The 17,115-nt window shown below is 41.4% G+C and carries 17 protein-coding genes and 1 pseudogene; 5 read left to right on the top strand and 13 right to left on the bottom strand.

Annotated features, from left to right (window positions below; all coding sequences use genetic code 11):
* Nucleotides 1-35 precede the first annotated feature (35 nt).
* The gene (locus tag AC4CU2_RS09415) at nucleotides 36-1,466 is read right to left on the bottom strand and encodes a pyridoxal phosphate-dependent aminotransferase (RefSeq protein ID WP_005399616.1); all 1,431 of its coding nucleotides are present in this window, start codon (nucleotides 1,464-1,466) and stop codon (nucleotides 36-38) included.
* A 227-nt stretch (nucleotides 1,467-1,693) separates the two neighbouring features.
* Here AC4CU2_RS09415 and msrB point away from each other — a divergent pair, with 227 nt between their 5' ends.
* The 3 genes from msrB to AC4CU2_RS09400 are packed head-to-tail and all read left to right on the top strand — an operon-like array spanning nucleotide 1,694 to nucleotide 2,901.
* Nucleotides 1,694-2,113, top strand: a complete 420-nt coding sequence (msrB, locus tag AC4CU2_RS09410) for a peptide-methionine (R)-S-oxide reductase MsrB (RefSeq protein ID WP_005399615.1) — start codon at nucleotides 1,694-1,696, stop codon at nucleotides 2,111-2,113.
* The gene (locus tag AC4CU2_RS09405) at nucleotides 2,110-2,592 is read left to right on the top strand and encodes a glutathione peroxidase (protein WP_004980122.1); all 483 of its coding nucleotides are present in this window, start codon (nucleotides 2,110-2,112) and stop codon (nucleotides 2,590-2,592) included. The genes msrB and AC4CU2_RS09405 overlap by 4 nt, the downstream gene beginning before the upstream one ends.
* Before the next feature lie 21 nt (nucleotides 2,593-2,613).
* Nucleotides 2,614-2,901, top strand: coding sequence for an AraC family ligand binding domain-containing protein (locus AC4CU2_RS09400; protein ID WP_490769225.1), 288 nt, complete (start codon nucleotides 2,614-2,616; stop codon nucleotides 2,899-2,901).
* Between the two features lie 598 nt (nucleotides 2,902-3,499).
* Here the strand turns inward: AC4CU2_RS09400 and dapC are convergent.
* The 5 genes from dapC to AC4CU2_RS09375 form a co-directional block, all read right to left on the bottom strand.
* On the bottom strand, nucleotides 3,500-4,669 hold the full coding sequence (gene dapC / locus AC4CU2_RS09395) for a succinyldiaminopimelate transaminase (RefSeq protein ID WP_490768708.1): 1,170 nt from the start codon (nucleotides 4,667-4,669) through the stop codon (nucleotides 3,500-3,502).
* A 24-nt stretch (nucleotides 4,670-4,693) separates the two neighbouring features.
* Nucleotides 4,694-7,360 (bottom strand): [protein-PII] uridylyltransferase, encoded by a 2,667-nt coding sequence (gene glnD / locus AC4CU2_RS09390; RefSeq protein ID WP_125274609.1) that lies wholly within the window; start codon nucleotides 7,358-7,360, stop codon nucleotides 4,694-4,696.
* A 28-nt stretch (nucleotides 7,361-7,388) separates the two neighbouring features.
* Nucleotides 7,389-8,603 (bottom strand): formate-dependent phosphoribosylglycinamide formyltransferase, encoded by a 1,215-nt coding sequence (gene purT, locus AC4CU2_RS09385; protein WP_171254086.1) that lies wholly within the window; start codon nucleotides 8,601-8,603, stop codon nucleotides 7,389-7,391.
* Nucleotides 8,604-8,836: 233 nt separating this feature from the next.
* A complete protein-coding gene (gene ygaH, locus AC4CU2_RS09380; protein ID WP_062034767.1) occupies nucleotides 8,837-9,184 on the bottom strand; it encodes an L-valine transporter subunit YgaH in 348 nt (115 codons plus the stop codon).
* Nucleotides 9,181-9,933: an AzlC family ABC transporter permease gene (locus AC4CU2_RS09375; protein WP_062034766.1), complete on the bottom strand. Its 753-nt coding sequence runs from the start codon at nucleotides 9,931-9,933 to the stop codon at nucleotides 9,181-9,183. The genes ygaH and AC4CU2_RS09375 overlap by 4 nt, the downstream gene beginning before the upstream one ends.
* A 101-nt stretch (nucleotides 9,934-10,034) precedes the next feature.
* On the opposite strand from AC4CU2_RS09375, the gene AC4CU2_RS09370 reads away from it, so the two are divergent.
* Nucleotides 10,035-10,517, top strand: coding sequence for a hypothetical protein (locus AC4CU2_RS09370; RefSeq protein WP_184118489.1), 483 nt, complete (start codon nucleotides 10,035-10,037; stop codon nucleotides 10,515-10,517).
* Between the two features lie 294 nt (nucleotides 10,518-10,811).
* Here the strand turns inward: AC4CU2_RS09370 and AC4CU2_RS09365 are convergent, their stop codons facing one another.
* On the bottom strand, nucleotides 10,812-11,507 hold the full coding sequence (locus tag AC4CU2_RS09365) for a Crp/Fnr family transcriptional regulator (protein ID WP_010326580.1): 696 nt from the start codon (nucleotides 11,505-11,507) through the stop codon (nucleotides 10,812-10,814).
* A gap of 117 nt (nucleotides 11,508-11,624) precedes the next feature.
* Here AC4CU2_RS09365 and AC4CU2_RS09360 point away from each other — a divergent pair, with 117 nt between their 5' ends.
* Nucleotides 11,625-12,164, top strand: a complete 540-nt coding sequence (locus AC4CU2_RS09360) for an Mpo1 family 2-hydroxy fatty acid dioxygenase (RefSeq protein ID WP_490768706.1) — start codon at nucleotides 11,625-11,627, stop codon at nucleotides 12,162-12,164.
* A 57-nt stretch (nucleotides 12,165-12,221) separates the two neighbouring features.
* Here the strand turns inward: AC4CU2_RS09360 and AC4CU2_RS09355 are convergent, their stop codons facing one another.
* The 6 genes and pseudogenes from AC4CU2_RS09355 to AC4CU2_RS09330 all read right to left on the bottom strand — a co-directional run bounded on the left by AC4CU2_RS09355 (nucleotide 12,222) and on the right by AC4CU2_RS09330 (nucleotide 17,097).
* Complete coding sequence (locus AC4CU2_RS09355) at nucleotides 12,222-12,596, bottom strand: hypothetical protein (protein WP_490768705.1); 375 nt, start codon at nucleotides 12,594-12,596, stop codon at nucleotides 12,222-12,224.
* A gap of 190 nt (nucleotides 12,597-12,786) precedes the next feature.
* Nucleotides 12,787-13,878 carry a redox-regulated ATPase YchF gene (gene ychF, locus AC4CU2_RS09350; protein WP_004693442.1) on the bottom strand — a complete coding sequence of 364 codons (1,092 nt, stop codon included), beginning with the start codon at nucleotides 13,876-13,878 and terminating at the stop codon, nucleotides 12,787-12,789.
* A 313-nt stretch (nucleotides 13,879-14,191) separates the two neighbouring features.
* Nucleotides 14,192-14,851 (bottom strand): methionine ABC transporter permease, encoded by a 660-nt coding sequence (locus AC4CU2_RS09345; RefSeq protein ID WP_490768704.1) that lies wholly within the window; start codon nucleotides 14,849-14,851, stop codon nucleotides 14,192-14,194.
* Nucleotides 14,832-15,902, bottom strand: a complete 1,071-nt coding sequence (locus tag AC4CU2_RS09340) for a methionine ABC transporter ATP-binding protein (RefSeq protein ID WP_490768703.1) — start codon at nucleotides 15,900-15,902, stop codon at nucleotides 14,832-14,834. The genes AC4CU2_RS09345 and AC4CU2_RS09340 overlap by 20 nt, the downstream gene beginning before the upstream one ends.
* Before the next feature lie 11 nt (nucleotides 15,903-15,913).
* Nucleotides 15,914-16,165: pseudogene (locus AC4CU2_RS09335) on the bottom strand (MetQ/NlpA family ABC transporter substrate-binding protein); the annotation flags it as partial.
* A gap of 89 nt (nucleotides 16,166-16,254) precedes the next feature.
* The gene (locus AC4CU2_RS09330) at nucleotides 16,255-17,097 is read right to left on the bottom strand and encodes a MetQ/NlpA family ABC transporter substrate-binding protein (protein ID WP_490768702.1); all 843 of its coding nucleotides are present in this window, start codon (nucleotides 17,095-17,097) and stop codon (nucleotides 16,255-16,257) included.
* Nucleotides 17,098-17,115 lie beyond the last annotated feature (18 nt).

Genomic DNA, 17,115 nt, shown 5'->3' with positions numbered 1-17,115 from the left:
AACCGTACATAAAGTACGGTTTTTTAAGTGATCAATTAACGCATTTTCGCAAGGAAACGGCCTACTCGGGTAATGGCTTCACGTAGTTCATTTTCAGCAGGTAAGAACACCACACGGAAGTGATCTGGTGTTGGCCAGTTAAAGCCTGTGCCTTGAACCAGAAGTACTTTTTCAGCACGAAGTAGATCAAGCATCAGTTTTTCATCATCCTGAACTGGATAGATTTCTGGGTCCAATTTCGGGAAGCAATACATTGCACCTTCAGGCTTAACACATGATACACCTGGAATGTCATTCAACATTTGCCAAGCAATATTACGCTGCTCGTATAAACGACCACCCGGACGAATTAAATCATTGATTGACTGGTAGCCGCCTAAAGCAGTTTGAATGGCATACTGTGCTTGGTGGTTGGCACACAAACGCATAGAAGCGAGCATATCTAAACCTTCAATATAGTCGACTGCACGTGACTTATCGCCTGTGATGGCCATCCAGCCTGAACGGTAACCCGCAATACGGTATGCTTTAGATAAGCCATTGAAAGAGATACAGAGTTGGTCACCCGCTAATGCTGCTACAGAAACATGTTCAATACCGTCATAAACAATTTTGTCGTAAATTTCATCTGCAAACAAAATCAAATCGTGCTTTTTAGCCAATGCGACGATTTGCTCAAGTACATGGCGTGGATAAACTGCACCTGTTGGGTTGTTTGGATTAATAATCACGATACCGCGGGTACGTGGTGTGATTTTACTCTCCATATCCGCAATATCGGGATACCAAAAGTTTTCTTCATCACATTTATAATGAATAGCTGTACCGCCTGAAAGATTTACCGCAGCCGTCCAAAGGGGATAGTCAGGCATTGGCACGAGCATCTCGTCACCATCATCTAACAAGCCTTGCATGGCCATCACGATCAATTCAGAGACACCATTTCCGATATACACGTCATTAACGTGCATATCTAAAATGCCTTTTTGTTGGTAGTACTGACAGATGGCTTTACGCGCAGGGAAAATCCCTTTTGAGTCGGTATAGCCCACTGCATTTGGCAGGTTTAAAGCTACATCATTAATAATCTCTTGAGGAGCTTCAAAACCAAAAGGTGCAGGGTTACCAATATTGAGTTTGATAATCTTATGACCGGCTTCTTCCATTTCATTGGCCGCTCGCAACACTGGTCCACGGATGTCGTAGCAAACATGCTCGAGCTTAGACGATTTTTTTATTTCGCGTGGGGTGTGGAGAGTGTTCGGCATTTTGATGTTCTCGGAAAGAGTGGAGGTCACTTTTGCATAACGGTATAAATAGCTTTTAAATGTTTCAGTTGTCACCAGATCGAGATCATGTTCATCTCTGAGTAAAGCAACAATTTTTTCATGCGTAAAACCCACCTGTTGATATTGTTTAATCACAGGCAGTAGATGTTTAAAAATAACGCTCTTTTTTTGCGACATTTTTTAATCCTGAGCAAGAATGTCAATAAGACTAACACTAAATTTGCTCACAAAAAAGCATTTAAGAAAATAAATTGCTTACCATTCTTATTAATTGCTTTCTTTTTGCTTTTATTGGAATTATAGGTCTTTTGTAAATTGTGAACTAAACACTAGAAATTTTAAGATGAATCACGTAAATATAGGATTATCCTATTTTAAATAGCAAGATAGAAAGGGACGTAATCATGGGAAAACTCAATAAAACAGACCGAGAATGGCAAAGAGAGTTATCACCTGACGAATTTCGCATTACGCGACAAAAGGGGACGGAGCCAGCCTTTACGGGGAAATATTGGAATACTAAACAAGCAGGCACTTACGTATGTCGTTGCTGTGGTACGCCATTATTTAATTCTGAAAACAAATATGACAGTGGTTGCGGCTGGCCAAGTTTTTATAAGCCACTCAATACGACTGTGATAGAAGAGCATCAAGATACAACACATGGCATGGTGCGTACCGAAATTGTATGTCATCACTGTGATGCTCATTTAGGCCATGTTTTTACAGATGGACCTGAGCCTACAGGTTTACGTTACTGTGTAAACTCGGCTTCATTAGAACTAGAAACACAAGAAAAAAGTGATGAGGATACTTATCCATGACCAACATTTATCAGTTTGAAGCGGAATTGTTAGATGGAAAAAATAAATCCTTTGCTGACTATGAGGGCGAAGTGCTACTCATCGTCAATACGGCCAGTAAATGTGGTTTTACACCACAATTTGCTGGACTAGAAAAAATTTATGAGCAATATCATGCACAAGGGTTTGAGGTGTTAGGCTTCCCTTGTAATCAGTTTGGGGGGCAAGATCCGGGTAGCAATGAGCAAATAGGAACGTATTGTCAGAAAAACTATGGGGTGACTTTTCCCATGTTTTCCAAAGTTGATGTTAAAGGCCCTGAAGCCCACGCCATATTCCGTTATTTAACCAATAACAGCAAAGGGATTCTCGGCAGCGGCATTAAGTGGAATTTTACAAAATTCTTGATTGGTAAAGATGGCAAAGTAATTAATCGATATGCGCCAACCACCAAGCCTGAAGCGATTCAGGCAGATATTGAAAAAGCATTACAACAATAATCTGTTGATGTGTCGTCAGTGATGAAAGAGCAAGGCGCTTCAGTTGAATTTTGGAGTGATCCGCGCATGCCTTATGTGGAAACACGTCGGGCATGTGCAAGTCGTACTTGTTATAAAGCCCATAGTCATCCGACATTTTCAATTGGAGCGGTGGATCAAGGCAACAGTATTTTCACTAGTCATTTTGGTGGAACGCAACAAATAGACGCGGGTACCTTGGTATTGGTTCCTGCACATGTAGAACATGCATGTAATCCTGTTCCAGATCAGGCTTGGAGCTACCAAATGATGCATTTAGATGCACGTTGATTGAACTAGTTGTTACAAAAACTGGATATAATGATATTTGTCATAACATTCCGCAGTTCAAACCTGTGCTGTATAAACAGCCAAGGATGTATCAAGACTTTGGTTGCTTCAACAGTCAATTATTTGATACTGCACTGTCTTATTGGGAAAAAGAACAAACTTTGGTGGTGTTTCAAAAAGTATGCTAGTTAATTCTGTCAATAGAGAAATTGAAAATAAGTAAATTAAATTCACTATATTTTTAATGCTTTATGAGATTTCAATTGTGGTTAAAATATAATCAACATACTTTTTGAAACACCACCCAAAATTTGATGTTTATACCTTGCTTTCAATGAGTCTCTGGATGGTGACTGTGGTTCTGATGTGGAATCTACTGTTGCTTAAGTTATTGAGTTGGAAGCGCTGGAATCATTTTTTAACTCAGCGCCTCAATTGGCTTTATAAGATGTCTGGGACTTGTTTTCTTGGGTTTGCAATCATGCTCATGGTATCTGGATCATTAAAAATAAGGGACATAGATTAGGCCTATTATTTTTAGAGTTGATGATAAGAAAACCTCCATTATAGGAGGTTTTTCTTTTTTAGATGAGTTTATTTATAAAATTGCTTTAAGGCGAGTAATAACTTGTTCACACTGTGCGAGATCGGCGACTAGAGCGAGACGCACATGGTTTTCGCCTGGGTTGCCTTGCTCAGTATCGCGTGACAAATAACGTCCAGGAAGCACTTTGACATGTGCTTTTTCCATGAGCATTTTTGCAAAAGTTTTGTCATTATCTACTTTTAACCAGTAGTAAAAACCTGCATCTGGTTTTTGTAGGGGCAGTATATGGCCCAATTCCTTTTGAAATAAATCAAATTTTGCACGATATTGCACACGGTTTTCTTCAACATGCGCTTCGTCATCCCATGCTGCAATCGAAGCCAATTGGTGCTGTACAGGCATCGCCGCACCATGATAGGTACGGTATTGTAAATAAGGCTTGAGTAAAGCTGCATCACCAGCGACAAAGCCAGAACGCATACCCGGTAAGTTTGAGCGTTTAGACAGTGAGTGGAATACGACACAGTTTTTGTAGTCGTCTCGGCCTATTTCAGCACAAACTTCGAGTAGGCCCACAGGTGCAGTATCAAACCAAAGCTCTGAATAGCATTCATCCGATGCAATCACAAAACCATATTGGTCTGAAAGTGCGATTAATTTTTTGAATTGTTCTTTTGATAACACCGCACCAGTTGGATTGCCCGGTGTACAGACAAATAACAGAGCTGTTTTCTCCCAGACTTCAGCAGGCACAGCATTAAAGTCACCGAGATAACCATTTTCTTCGGTGCAATTTACAAAATACGGTTTTGCTCCAGCAAGTAAAGCGGCACCTTCATAAATTTGGTAGAACGGGTTAGGCATAACCACATAAGGCGCATCTTCACGATTTACCAATGCTTGAACAAAAGAAAAGATTGCTTCACGGGTGCCAGAAACAGGCAATATATTGTTTTCTGCACTAATTTGATTGAGTTGAAAACGACGGGTCAGCCAATTTGCAATACTCGTGCGTAATTCGGGTATACCTTTACTGTTTGGATAAGTCGATAAATGTTGAAAATTCTCGATAATGGCTTGTTTCACAAACTCGGGTGCAGGATGCTTAGGCTCACCAATCGAGAGTGGAATGAGGGGTAAGTCTGCGGGAGTAATATCCTGAAATAGTTTATTCAACTTTTCAAAAGGATAAGGGTGTAAAAGGGATAAACTCGAGTTCATGAAACAAAATACCAGTGTGTATTGTTAATGTTGACCACAGACCTGACTAGAGGCTTCATCTAAGGCTGATTTTAGTTGTGCAGCAAAAGTTTCAGCTTCAGTTTCGGTCATGGGTTGCCCATCTTTTTTGGTGACAAAGAAAATATCTTCGGCACGCTCACCTAGGGTGGCAATTTTAGCAGAGTGAATATCTAATCCTTGCATCATAAACAGCCCGCCTACTTTGGCAAGTAAGCCGGGATGGTCAAGTGTTGCAATTTCAACCATGTTTTGTTGCAGTGCTTCATTCAGCGTAATATCAACGGTGTTTTCAATGTCGAAATGGCGTAGCTGACGAGGGATGCGACGTTGCATGAGCCCAGGGTATTTATCTGAATTGGCTAATGCATCTTTTAATGCTGATAGCACTTTTGCTTCACGTTCAGGGTCGGTTAGCAGCGTACCAAAACGGTCAAGAACGACATAAGTGTCTAAGCTAAATGCTTTGGTTGCGGTAATAATACGCGCATCTTGTACGTCCAAATTCATACGATCGAGAATAGCAACCGTTGTTGCAAACAGATTGGGCTGATCTTGGGTATAAATAAAGATTTGTACTGCATCTTGAGCAAATTTACGCTGTGCACGCATCAAAACAAGTGGTTCAGGGTTGTCACCGTGCTGTAAAATAGCACGTGTATGCCAAGCAATTTCATCAGCAGATTCTTTGAGGAAATATTCATCTCCTAGTTCTTGCCAGACTTTTTCGACATCATCTAGTGCAAACTCTTCGACCAGTTGTTCGCTGGCAGAAAACTTAGTGTCCTCGATGAGCATTTGATAGTCCACAGGACGGCCTAAACCTGAGCGAATCACGTCACGTGCATGGGTATAGAGCTGACGCATGAGAGATGCGCGCCACGTATTCCAAAGTGAAGGATTGGTTGCATTGATATCCGAAACTGTCAACGTATATAGATAGTCGAGATGTTCCATGTCGCCCATTTTCTCAGCAAAAGCTTTAACCACATCGGGGTCAGAAATGTCTTTCTTTTGAGAAGTGACGGACATGAGTAAATGGTTTTGGATGAGCCATGCTACGAGATTGCATTCGCGTTCGGTAAAACCATGACTACGACAGAATTCGATCGCATCGCTTGCACCTAGCTCACTGTGGTCACCACCACGGCCTTTGGCGATATCATGGAAAATAGCAGCCAAATAGACAATGTCCCGACGGGCTAGGCGTTGGAACACTGAACTGACGACAGGGAAGTCTTTAGCAAACTCAGGTTCTTTGAAACGGTTTAAATTGCGCAGTAATAATAAAGTATGTGCATCCACGGTATAGATATGGAACAAGTCATACTGCATCAACCCCATAATCTGCCCAAATGCAGGAATGTAGTTGCCTAAAACGCCATAACGTTTCATTGCCACCATGGTTTCATATAAGCGATGCGGGGAGCGAATGATGGCCATAAACAGGGCTTGATGTGCTGGATTATCTCTATATTTTTGGTCAATGCGTTTAGCTGCCAAAATTAACAGACGTAGCGTACGTGCGCGAATACCTGTAATTTCAGGTCGATTGGCCAATATATAGAAAATTTCTAAAATAGCACTTGGGTTTTCAGAGAAAATCTTATGGTGTTGAACGGCTAGTTTGCCGTCGACCAGTTTAAAATTTTCATTGATTTCCTCAATGTTACGCTCATAGTTCGGTAGGCGTGGGGTAATCACAGATTCATTGAAATAAGCCAACAGCATTTCATTCAGCGTGGTGACTTGTTGAGCGCTTCGATAATAACGCTTCATGAATTGTTCAATTGGATAATTCGGTGATTTACCTTCTTCACGCACATAGCCAAACTTTGCAGCAATGTCACGTTGATAGTCGAACAGTAAACGGTTTTCATCACGTTTAGTGAGGCGGTGTAGGTGATGACGAATTTCCCAGAGGAAGCTTTCGGCTTCTTCTAATACCCCTAACTCAAACTCTGAAATAAAGCCTAAGTGCACCAAGTCATAAATACGGTTGACGCGGAAATGCCGTTTAGCAATCCAACCAATTTGGTTAATGTCCCGAATGCCACCCGGCGCGTTTTTAATATCGGGCTCTAGATTACTTTCCGTAAAGTTATGCTGTGCATAACGCTTAGCCTGTTCTTCCATTTTTGCATCATAGAAGGTTTTGTCTGTCCATGTTTGTGAAACAATGCGTCGCGGCCATTTGGCTAAGTGTTCATTACCTGTAATTAAACGAGATTCGATGAGGGCTGTGGCAACTGTTAAGTCGGAGGTTGCTTGTTCAACACAGTTGGCAATGGTACGTACACTAATACCGGGTTTGAAATTGCCGACATCCCAAAGTGAGGAAATAAAGACTGAAATGAGTTTCTCTTGTTCTTCGCTAAACTCATCCTCAGACAAGATCATGATGTCTACATCTGAGTAAGGCAGCATCTCTCGGCGACCGTAACCACCGACAGCAAATAAACTTAAGTCTGTCTGATCGAGTTTTGCATATTTCCATAGGAAAATAAGTGCTTCATCGATCATATTTGAACGCGTTAAAATGACATCACGGATGGATTGGCCATGATCAAAACTTTCTTGTAATTGATTTTCGACATCACTACGCCATTGATTAATCGCTTTGATGTCGTGATTACTGCTGACATAGTTAAGCAGTGGAGAAGTATTGATCATGAACCGTATCCGTATATTTTAACAATGCTTAATTTTGATGAACGCTCACCAGTCCAGCAGTTTGTGCTGCTAGTTCACGCGCTTGGTCGGTTGTTTCAGCACGTGCTGTCGCAACGCCCATACGGCGACGTGTAAAGCCTTCTGGTTTTCCAAAAATGCGTAAATCAGTATTTGGATTTGCCAAAGCAAGATTTAAGCCAGAAAAAGATAAGTTATTATCATCTACGCCTGCATAGATGACGGCACTCGCTGCAATGCTATGACGTGCTGTATTGACAGGTAGACCCAAAATCGCACGTGCATGTAGTTCAAATTCACTTTGGAACTGAGAGGCAAGCGTCACAAGACCTGTGTCATGTGGGCGTGGTGATACTTCACTAAACCACACTTTATCGCCTTTGACAAAGAGTTCTACACCGAAAATACCACAGCCACCCAATGCGATGGTGACTTTATTGGCAATACGCTTTGCTTCGTCAAGTGCCGCTGGTGTCATGGCTTGAGGCTGCCAGCTTTCAACATAGTCGCCCGCATCTTGGCGGTGACCAATTGGGTCGCAGTACGAAGTTTCAATTTCACCTGTTTCTGGGTTTTTTGAACGTACTGTTAATAGCGTAATTTCAAAATCAAAATCAATTTGTGATTCTACAATTACTGTTCCTTGATTTACACGACCACCTGTTTGTGCATATTCCCAAGCAGCATCTACTTCTGAAAATTCTTTTACGCGGGATTGGCCTTTACCAGAAGAGGACATGACTGGTTTAACAAAGTTTGGATAACCAATGTCATCACATGCAGCACGGAAAGATTCTAAAGTATCTGCAAAACGGTAAGCCGATGTCGGTAAGCCCAGTTCTTCCGCAGCTAAACGACGGATGCCTTCACGGTTCATAGTTAAATTGACCGCTTTGGCAGAGGGAATGACTGTCGCAATATTATCTTGTTCGATTTCGACCAATACTTGCGTTGCAATCGCTTCAATTTCGGGAACAATTAAATTCGGCTGAACGTCCTGAATGAGTTGTTTAAGCGCAGTCGCATCTGCCATATTTAAGGTATAGGCATAGTGTGCCACTTGCATTGCAGGAGCATGATTGTAACGGTCAGCAGCATGAACTTCTACACCTAAACGTTGTAAAGAAATCACAACTTCTTTCCCAAGCTCTCCAGAACCCAATAGCAGGACTTTAAATGCTGAAGGCTGAAGTGGAGTACCGATAGTAACGCTCATGTAAATCATCCATGCTTGATTTTATGGGCTTTTAGCATAGCAGAACTCTGAAAGGTGTTCAGGGTTCATTCACATAAATTAATGATATTGTCCAACAATTTTTTTTATAAAGCTGTGCATTCCAAAGTCAAAATTTTCATGCAAAAGGATGCTAAATAAACTTTTCCAATCAAGCTGGAAATGACTTGCATAGCTGAGCGTTTCAAATAGCACATCAGGTTTTGACGGATGAAAGATATGGGTTAAAAAGGCATAGGAATATAGGTATAAACCAAACCATAGCTCAGTGCTGCGGTGAGTGTGGCAGGGACAATTTGCTTAAACTTGAAATAAAGTCCAGCTAATACGATAAAGCCGACCAACATGGCAAAACTTTTATTGGGTGTATCTAACAGTGGTGGCAAGGTGGCAACCACGAGCATCGAACTGATCGCCGCGATACCAATCGAACCCAATGCAATTTTTAACCATAAGGCACCGCGCTTTTGTGAACCTTGCTGGAATTTTTGAATGACGAAGAATGGGCCAAAGCGTGAGGCAAAATTTGCAATACCCACTAAAATGCCGACCAAAATAATTTCGATATTCATGGTTGACCTCCCATATGTTCAGGGTCTGGTTTTTTCAGTACATAGTGCTTAAACAAACCTGCAAAAATACCCGAACTGATACCAATAAAAATCGCAGCAGATAAGTCAATAAAATAGCAGGCAATGGCAGATACAAGAATGGTTACAGCCACTACAAAAGTGTGTTTCTTTTCAAAAGCTGCCAATAAGAAACTTAAGAACAGTGCAGGTAATAGAAAGTCTAGAGCGGCTTGTAAAAACTGGGGTAAATGACTGACTTGGTCTGCAAACATTCCACCTAGAAAAGAACCTGTAGCCCATGCGAGCCAACTAAACAGGCTTAAACCCAGCATCCAAGACTCAGACCACTCTTGACGACGTTGTGACAGTTTAATCATACCTGAGGCAAAAACTTCGTCGGTTAGCCCCCATGACCAAATAGCAGTTTTCTTTAGGTTCAGTTTATCTTGAATTAAGTTTTGTAGCGCAGGGCCATAGAGTAAGTGACGAATATCTAGGGCAATTACAGTGAGGGCAGTCATCCAAATAGACGTACCACTACCCAATAGTGCAACCACTAAAAACTGACTGGCCCCTGCATACATTGAGCAGGATAAAAATAAAGCCTCCCATGCACTAAAGCCAAATTGGGTTGCAGATACACCAAAGGCAAAAGAAACAGGCAGATAGGTAAAGATAATCGCTTGGCTATCCTTAGCTCCTTGCCAAAAGCCAGCAGCTTGCGCAGGAGTGGGATTAAGTTCGGACACAACACACCTTGAAGAAGACTTTATCAATAGGTCAAAATTGATTGTGTATTGTAACTGAATTCACTAGCATAGTGCCCAATTGTTTGTTGAGGCGTTTAACCATGTTGAAGCTCGAATTACGTACTTTAGGGCTGACTGCAATCATTGTAAGCAGTTTACTTTTGCAAGCTTGTGGGCGGTCAGAGCAAGCTCCTGAACAAAAAGTAGAAATTAAGGCTGCGCCAAAAATTACCAATGACGCTACGGAATATGCCCAGCGTGCTTGGGTGTTTATCAATGAAGTAGATGGCTTGGTCTATAACAAGCAACTGGATCAGATTGAAGCTAAAGTCCGTCATCCTGCACGTAAACTCAGTACGGACTGGCGTATTAATGTCAAAATGACAGACTCAGTGACCGAAGGAAAATACGCACTGTGTCGTAAAGCCTTGACCAGCTTAGAAGTGTGGGCACGTGAGACCTTAGACGGTTCGTCAAGTGTTGCACAGAAACAGAGCGATTATGAGCGTGATAAAGCACAATGTCGGGGCGCAATTGATAATCCAAGTTTAGGCAATACAGACCCTAAAAAAGTAGGTGTCTAAGACCGATATAGCATAAGCAAAAGCGAGTTTTTAAAACTCGCTTTTTTATGGTTATAACTTTAATGAATGACATAATAAAAATATCCCTATACAATAAAATATAAGAATTGAGTCGAATTTTGAGAGTTAATCTAAAAAATTTAGCTGTTGCAATGTTTGCATTAGCTGCCTGTCAAACACGGTGACAGCAGTCCAAAGTCGTTGAGAAAAATAGTCAAGACGTTACGCCGTGTAGCAATATTTTTATACATCTTTTTTATATGAATTGCGCTCTTAAGGCACACACTTGATTGTCTATTCTGAGCTATGTGCCATTTTATGCAGCATTGCAGGATCTAAAATCTTAATCTTTTTAAAAGCAATTGCCAGTATTCCTTGTTTTTCTAAGTTTTGAAGTTCTTGGTTAATCGTTTGGCGTGAACACATCAGCATTTGAGCTAGTTGCTCCTGTGATAAATGGATTTCATCATTGGTAATCGATAGATGGTTGCCATAACCGCTTAAAATAAACAGTAAGCGTTGAGCCAGTCGTTGACTGATATTTTGACTTTGGATTGCGATTAGTTCTAAAAAAGCGAGGCGTAACTTCTGTGAAGCAAGCTGTGCAATATGAAACCAAAATTCTGGGGTAGCTTGGATAAACGCCTCAACATCGCGTTTAGGCAGATGGAGCAGGGTGCTTTTTTGAATAGCAATCGCATCGTGCGAACGCGGTTGCTGATCTATTAATGAAATTTCTCCAAACCACATAATCGGTTCTGCGATTGCTGCAACGGCTTCTTTACCTTCAATGTCGACATGACCTAAGCGAATTGCGCCGTTCAAGACTGCATAGATGCCATCAAATAAATCTCCAGAGTGAAAAACAGCTTGGTCTTTTGCAACCTCAATATATTTGGCATGTTGCACAATATACTGTTGATAGGCTTGTGGTAGTTTGGCGAACCAATTGTTATTGAGTAATTGTTGTTGATGTTGAACTTCCAGCATTCCGCGTCCTTTCGTGATTGATCGAGCAACTTGTCAGGTCGACGACAACTTGATGAGCTGTTTTCCTTTAAAGTTATTCTATATCGTGATCAATATCATGCAATAAGGAAATACAGTATGAGTAAATTAGAAAAATTATTAAGTCAGTATGCAGCTTATCATCTTGATCATAAAAATATCGTGACCCACTTTGTGGGTATTCCGTTGATTGTGTTTTCAATTATGTGCTTAACCGCAAGAGCTGGCATGGCTGTGGGCAGTTTTGAAATTACCTTGGCGATGGTTTTGATTTTAGCGAGTATTGTTTACTACCTGAGCTTAGATCGAATTTTTGGTGTGATCATGTTCGTAATCTATGCCATGGCTTATCCATTGGCATATAAAATTGCACAGTTTGATTTGGGCCTTTGGTTAAGTCTCAGTATTGGTATTTTTGTCGTCGGCTGGGCGTTCCAGTTTGTCGGGCATTTCTATGAGAAGAAAAAACCAGCCTTTATGGATGATGTGATTGGTCTAGCCATCGGTCCATTATTTGTTTTGGCGGAAATGGTGTTTATGCTTGGTTTTAGAAAAGACATCGAACAACGCATGTTAGATGAAGCGCGCAAACAGCGTGCTGCAATGGATAATAAACATGTCTCTGTGACATCACATTAACTGAATTATTTTATCGATAAAAAAGCCAGTGAATTTCACTGGCTTTTTTATGCTGTTTTAAGATGTCTTCACGACTTTATGTGTATCTAGTTGAGCTTTGGGTGTATTCGGGCTTGGAGCATGAGAATCTTTATGGGATTTATGGGTCATATCATTGGCTTTCATTGAATCATGTTTCACCATTTTATCTTGCTTCATGGCTGGATCATGTTTGGCCATTTTATCCTGTTTCATTGCTTGATCGTGCTTGGCTATTTTATCTTGTTTCATTACCTGATCATGTTTCGCCACGTTCATGGTTGCGACGCACTTACCACCTTTATGATTTGCACCTGTACCACCCGACAGTGTTGTTCCTTGTGGACATGCAAATGCTGTAGCGCTAAGCATTGTGAATAAACCTGCTGCAATAAATGTGCTGATCTTTTTCATTTTCGTTTGTTCAATGAAGGCATTAGTGCCTGTGATTAAATTAGCGATAATACGAAAGAATAGAAGTGATAATATTGTGTGAGATCCAAACGGATCAGGTGTTCATATGTTATTTAATGCTGTTTTTAAGATTGGTTTAAGCTTATAAAAAAACCCGATGGGTATCGGGTTTTTTTATATTCGGAACGACTTATACGTTAAAGCGGAAGTGTAGAACATCACCGTCTTGAACGATATACGTTTTACCTTCTAAACGCCATTTACCTGCTTCTTTCGCGCCTGCTTCACCGTTGTATTGAACGAAGTCGTTATAAGCAACACATTCAGCACGGATAAAGCCTTTTTCGAAGTCAGTGTGGATCACACCCGCCGCTTGTGGTGCAGTTGCACCCACTTTAACGGTCCAAGCACGAACTTCTTGTACACCCGCCGTGAAGTAAGTCTGTAAACCTAAAAGACCATAGCCCGCGCGAATTACCACGTTTAGACCCGGCTCTTCCATGCCTAAAGCTTCAAGGAACTCAGCACGGTCTTCATCTTCAAGCAGTGAAATTTCAGCTTCGATTTGGTTGCAAAGCGGAACCACGATTGCATTTTCTTCAGCTGCCAGTTTTTTCACAGCATCTAAATGTGGGTTGTTTTCAAAACCATCTTCAGCAACGTTCGCAATATACATGGTTGGTTTTAAAGTCATTAAACCAAAACCACGAACCAGTTTACGTTCGTCGTCGTCTAGGTCAGCTGCGCGAGCAGGTTTACCTTCATCAAGTAAAGGTAAAATTTTGTCTAAAACCGCTTTGGTTGCGAGCGCTTCTTTGTCGCCACCTTTTGCAGATTTTGCTAAACGAGTCACTGCTTTTGTCACAGTTTCTAAGTCAGCAAGTGCAAGTTCCGTGTTGATGGTTGCGATGTCATCAAGCGGGTCAATTTTACCGTTAACGTGAATGACGTTTTCATCTTCAAAACAGCGTACAACGTGAGCAATCGCATCCGTTTCACGGATATTTGCAAGGAATTGGTTCCCCAAGCCTTCTCCTTTAGATGCACCAGCAACTAAACCTGCGATGTCTACAAATTCCATCGTCGTTGGAATCACACGCTGAGGTTTTACAATCGCGGTAAGTTTGTCTAAACGTGGATCTGGCACAGGAACGATGCCTGTGTTTGGTTCAATGGTACAGAATGGGAAGTTTTCAGCAGCAATAGCAGCTTTAGTCAATGCATTGAAAAGTGTAGATTTACCAACGTTCGGCAAGCCGACAATACCGCAATTAAAACCCATGAAATAACTCACAACGTGTTATATAAAAATTGCCAGTGATTTTACATGAAAGCCATGACAAAGTCAGGTCTCAGGGGAGAAGAATCAAAGTTGTAAATCATGTTGTGGGCAGAATCTCCTCATTTAAGCCTTTTCTTTTAATAAAGGAACTAGATTTAAGAGATCCGTTGCATGTAGATCATTGTCTATGTAAGGACTGGAGTCTTTCATGAAAATGGCGTGAACTTCATATTGAAACACCCTCCTCAGAAAAAGGAGGGGCTAAAAAACTTAAATGTACAGTATAGAGCTCTATTTTATATGGGAAATGGGATTAAACCTTCCTTTTATCGAGTTGATTTGCCAGATTGTCTCCAATTGCTTGTACACACATCACCAAAATCACGAGCACGACAATCACGGCCAACATGATCTGCATATCAAAACGCTGATAACCGTAGCGATAGGCAATATCGCCTAAACCACCTGCACCAATGGCGCCTGCAATGGCAGAGGAGTTAATCATGGTCACAATGGTTACGGTAAAACCTGCGACAATTCCAGGAAGAGCTTCAGGTAACAACACATGCCAAATGATTTGAGTACGGTTACAGCCGATAGCTTGTGCAGCCTCAATCAACCCTTGATCTACTTCGCGTAAACTGACTTCTGCAATTCGTGCAAAAAAGGGGGTTACAGCCAAGGTTAAAGGGACAACTGCTGCCCAAACACCATAACTAGTGCCGACAATCCAACGTGTGAGTGGAATCAGGGCCACCATCAAAATAAGAAAGGGAACAGAACGGGTGATATTTACCAACCAGCCTAAGCTATGGTTAATAGTTTTAGAGGGATAAATGCCATGCTCAGACGTGCTGACTAGTACCACTGCCATTGGCAGACCAATGAGTAAGGCGAAAAATGCGGATGCACCGACCATGATTAAGGTGTCGATAGTGCCTGTCAGTAATAAATCAATGAGTTGGTCGTGCATAGCCCAGTACCTCTACATGTGTCACATGTGCTTTTAGTTTTTGTAGTAGCGATTGAATTTCTAAGCCCTGTTTGGGAACAGCAATAACCAATGTTCCTATTAAATGGTTTTGGATGGTGTCGACCTGACTTTGATATAAATGCACAGTTTGTGGAAAGTGCTCCAAAATCTTTTTTAAGTCAGGTGGATGATGCGCATCTGATGTCGAGCGAATTTTGAAAATGGCATGTGTATCAAGCTGCGTAGGTTCAGCATTTAAGCGAAAAGGCAAATCGAGTTGTTCTAGATTCAGTAGTTCTTGGGTAATGCTTTGCTGGGGTTGAGAAAAGACCGACCAAACTTCACCTGATTCCACAATTTCACCAGCATCAATGACCACGACCTGATCGCAGATTTCCCGAATCACCTGCATTTCATGGGTAATCAATACAATGGTGATACCCAGCTTTTGATTAATCTCTTTGAGTAGGGACAACACTACAGAGGTGCTTTCTGGATCGAGAGCAGATGTCGCTTCATCACAGAGTAAAATTTCAGGATGGTGGACCAATGCACGAGCAATACCCACGCGCTGCTTTTGACCTCCAGACAGTTGTGATGGGTAATGCTGTGCCTTATCGCTTAGCCCGACCAACTGTAAAACCTCGTTGACACGTTGTTCGATGTCTTGTTTAGGATAATTGGCCACTTTGAGGGGGAGTGCGACATTTTCGTAGACTGTTTTGGCAGACATTAGATTAAAATGCTGGAAAATCATACCAATGCGTTGGCGGAGCTGAATCAGCTCAGCGTGGTTCAATGCAGCCAAGTCTTGCTGATGAATATGGATATGGCCTTCACTGATACTTTCTAAACCATTTAAGGTGCGGATCAGGGAGGATTTACCTGCACCACTTTTGCCAATAATGCCAAACACTTTACCTGTCGGGATGTCGAGGTCAATATTTTTGAGTGCATGTACAGTATGCCCTTGTACTGCATAGTGTTTGTTTAAGTTACGAATTTTGATATGTGGAATTGAAAAATCTACATGAGAACCAAAGCTGACCATTCTTTTTCTCCTTATTTCCAGCCTTCAAACCACAGACCTTGGCCAAAATCACGATCTAAAATCTCTTGAACGTGTTTTGAGTTTTGGAATGCTTGCACAAAAGTTGCGAGTTTTTGGTTTTGGTCTGGATAGTCTTTACGTGTCACAAATAAAATGGCGTATTTCTTGTCTATCGGATCAAGAAAAAGGGCATGATGCGGATCTGTGACTTTGGCCATTTTTAAATAATGCGGGAAGCCAAAAATTAAATCGGCATCATTAAACCCGCTAGAGCAAAAATTGTCACGATGACGCTTAAGCCAATCAGCCATTTTTTTCGATTTTGAGTGAAAGATTGCGTCATGGCTTATACTCACTTCCAACCAGGGAACCAAAGTTTTTCACCAATTTCACTATTCAAGGTCTGTTTAACTTTGTCTGATGTTTGATAAATCTTGATAAATTTTTCAAGCTGTGCCGCTTTCTCTGGATGTTGCTGTTGGTAGTCGTCACGCACCACAAATAAAATCGAATACAGGGTGTTGGTGTTGTCATCTAAGATCAGCGCATCATTTGGGTCGATGGTTTTTGCAAGACGTAAATAATGTGGATAGCTAAAGACCAAGTCAGCATCATCAACGGCACGTGCAGTTTGTGGACCTTCAACTTCGATAAACTGGAGCTTTTTAGGGTTGCTGACAATATCTTGCAGGTTCGATAGATGATTGTTTGGGTTTTTTAAGCTAATCAAATTGGCCTGTTGTAACAGTAAAAGCGCACGACCTTGATTTACTGGATCATTTGGAATAACTGTACGTGCATTTTCAGGAATCGCAGCAATCGAGTCATACTTTTTTGAATATAAACCGACGTGTGTGGTGACGCCTTTATCCAGTGCTTTGAGTTTAAATTGAGTTTCTTTGATGGCGTTATCTAAGAAGGGTTGGTGCTGAAAATAGTTGGCATCAATATCACCATGGTTCAGGGTAATATTGGGGGTATTCCAATCCGAAAACTCGACCAGTTTGACGTTAATGCCTTGCTGTTTTGCTTCTTCCACAGCCACCTTTAAGGGATTGGCAAAGGGTGGGCTGATACCGATCACCAGTTCAGTGTTGCTCGATTTTTTATGATAAGACCAAGCCACCAGTGCAATTACGATGGTAGCGACAATTACCCCAATAACGGTAAATTTTGTTTTTGCAGTTTGAGCCATGATATTTCTCGTATTTTA

The organism is Acinetobacter sp. 797_lipA, assembly GCF_058243025.1.
This window is presented reverse-complemented; position numbering and strand designations above follow the sequence as displayed.

Bases quoted from the DNA above. Each gene is read 5' to 3' on its own strand.
- AC4CU2_RS09415 (WP_005399616.1), bottom strand. From the start codon at position 1,466: ATGTCGCAAAAAAAGAGCGTTATTTTTAAACATCTACTGCCTGTGATT.
- msrB (WP_005399615.1), top strand. From the start codon at position 1,694: ATGGGAAAACTCAATAAAACAGACCGAGAATGGCAAAGAGAGTTATCA.
- AC4CU2_RS09405 (WP_004980122.1), top strand. From the start codon at position 2,110: ATGACCAACATTTATCAGTTTGAAGCGGAATTGTTAGATGGAAAAAAT.
- AC4CU2_RS09400 (WP_490769225.1), top strand. From the start codon at position 2,614: ATGAAAGAGCAAGGCGCTTCAGTTGAATTTTGGAGTGATCCGCGCATG.
- dapC (WP_490768708.1), bottom strand. From the start codon at position 4,669: ATGAACTCGAGTTTATCCCTTTTACACCCTTATCCTTTTGAAAAGTTG.
- glnD (WP_125274609.1), bottom strand. From the start codon at position 7,360: ATGATCAATACTTCTCCACTGCTTAACTATGTCAGCAGTAATCACGAC.
- purT (WP_171254086.1), bottom strand. From the start codon at position 8,603: ATGATTTACATGAGCGTTACTATCGGTACTCCACTTCAGCCTTCAGCA.
- ygaH (WP_062034767.1), bottom strand. From the start codon at position 9,184: ATGAATATCGAAATTATTTTGGTCGGCATTTTAGTGGGTATTGCAAAT.
- AC4CU2_RS09370 (WP_184118489.1), top strand. From the start codon at position 10,035: ATGTTGAAGCTCGAATTACGTACTTTAGGGCTGACTGCAATCATTGTA.
- AC4CU2_RS09365 (WP_010326580.1), bottom strand. From the start codon at position 11,507: ATGCTGGAAGTTCAACATCAACAACAATTACTCAATAACAATTGGTTC.
- AC4CU2_RS09360 (WP_490768706.1), top strand. From the start codon at position 11,625: ATGAGTAAATTAGAAAAATTATTAAGTCAGTATGCAGCTTATCATCTT.
- AC4CU2_RS09355 (WP_490768705.1), bottom strand. From the start codon at position 12,596: ATGAAAAAGATCAGCACATTTATTGCAGCAGGTTTATTCACAATGCTT.
- ychF (WP_004693442.1), bottom strand. From the start codon at position 13,878: ATGGGTTTTAATTGCGGTATTGTCGGCTTGCCGAACGTTGGTAAATCT.
- AC4CU2_RS09345 (WP_490768704.1), bottom strand. From the start codon at position 14,851: ATGCACGACCAACTCATTGATTTATTACTGACAGGCACTATCGACACC.
- AC4CU2_RS09340 (WP_490768703.1), bottom strand. From the start codon at position 15,902: ATGGTCAGCTTTGGTTCTCATGTAGATTTTTCAATTCCACATATCAAA.
- AC4CU2_RS09330 (WP_490768702.1), bottom strand. From the start codon at position 17,097: ATGGCTCAAACTGCAAAAACAAAATTTACCGTTATTGGGGTAATTGTC.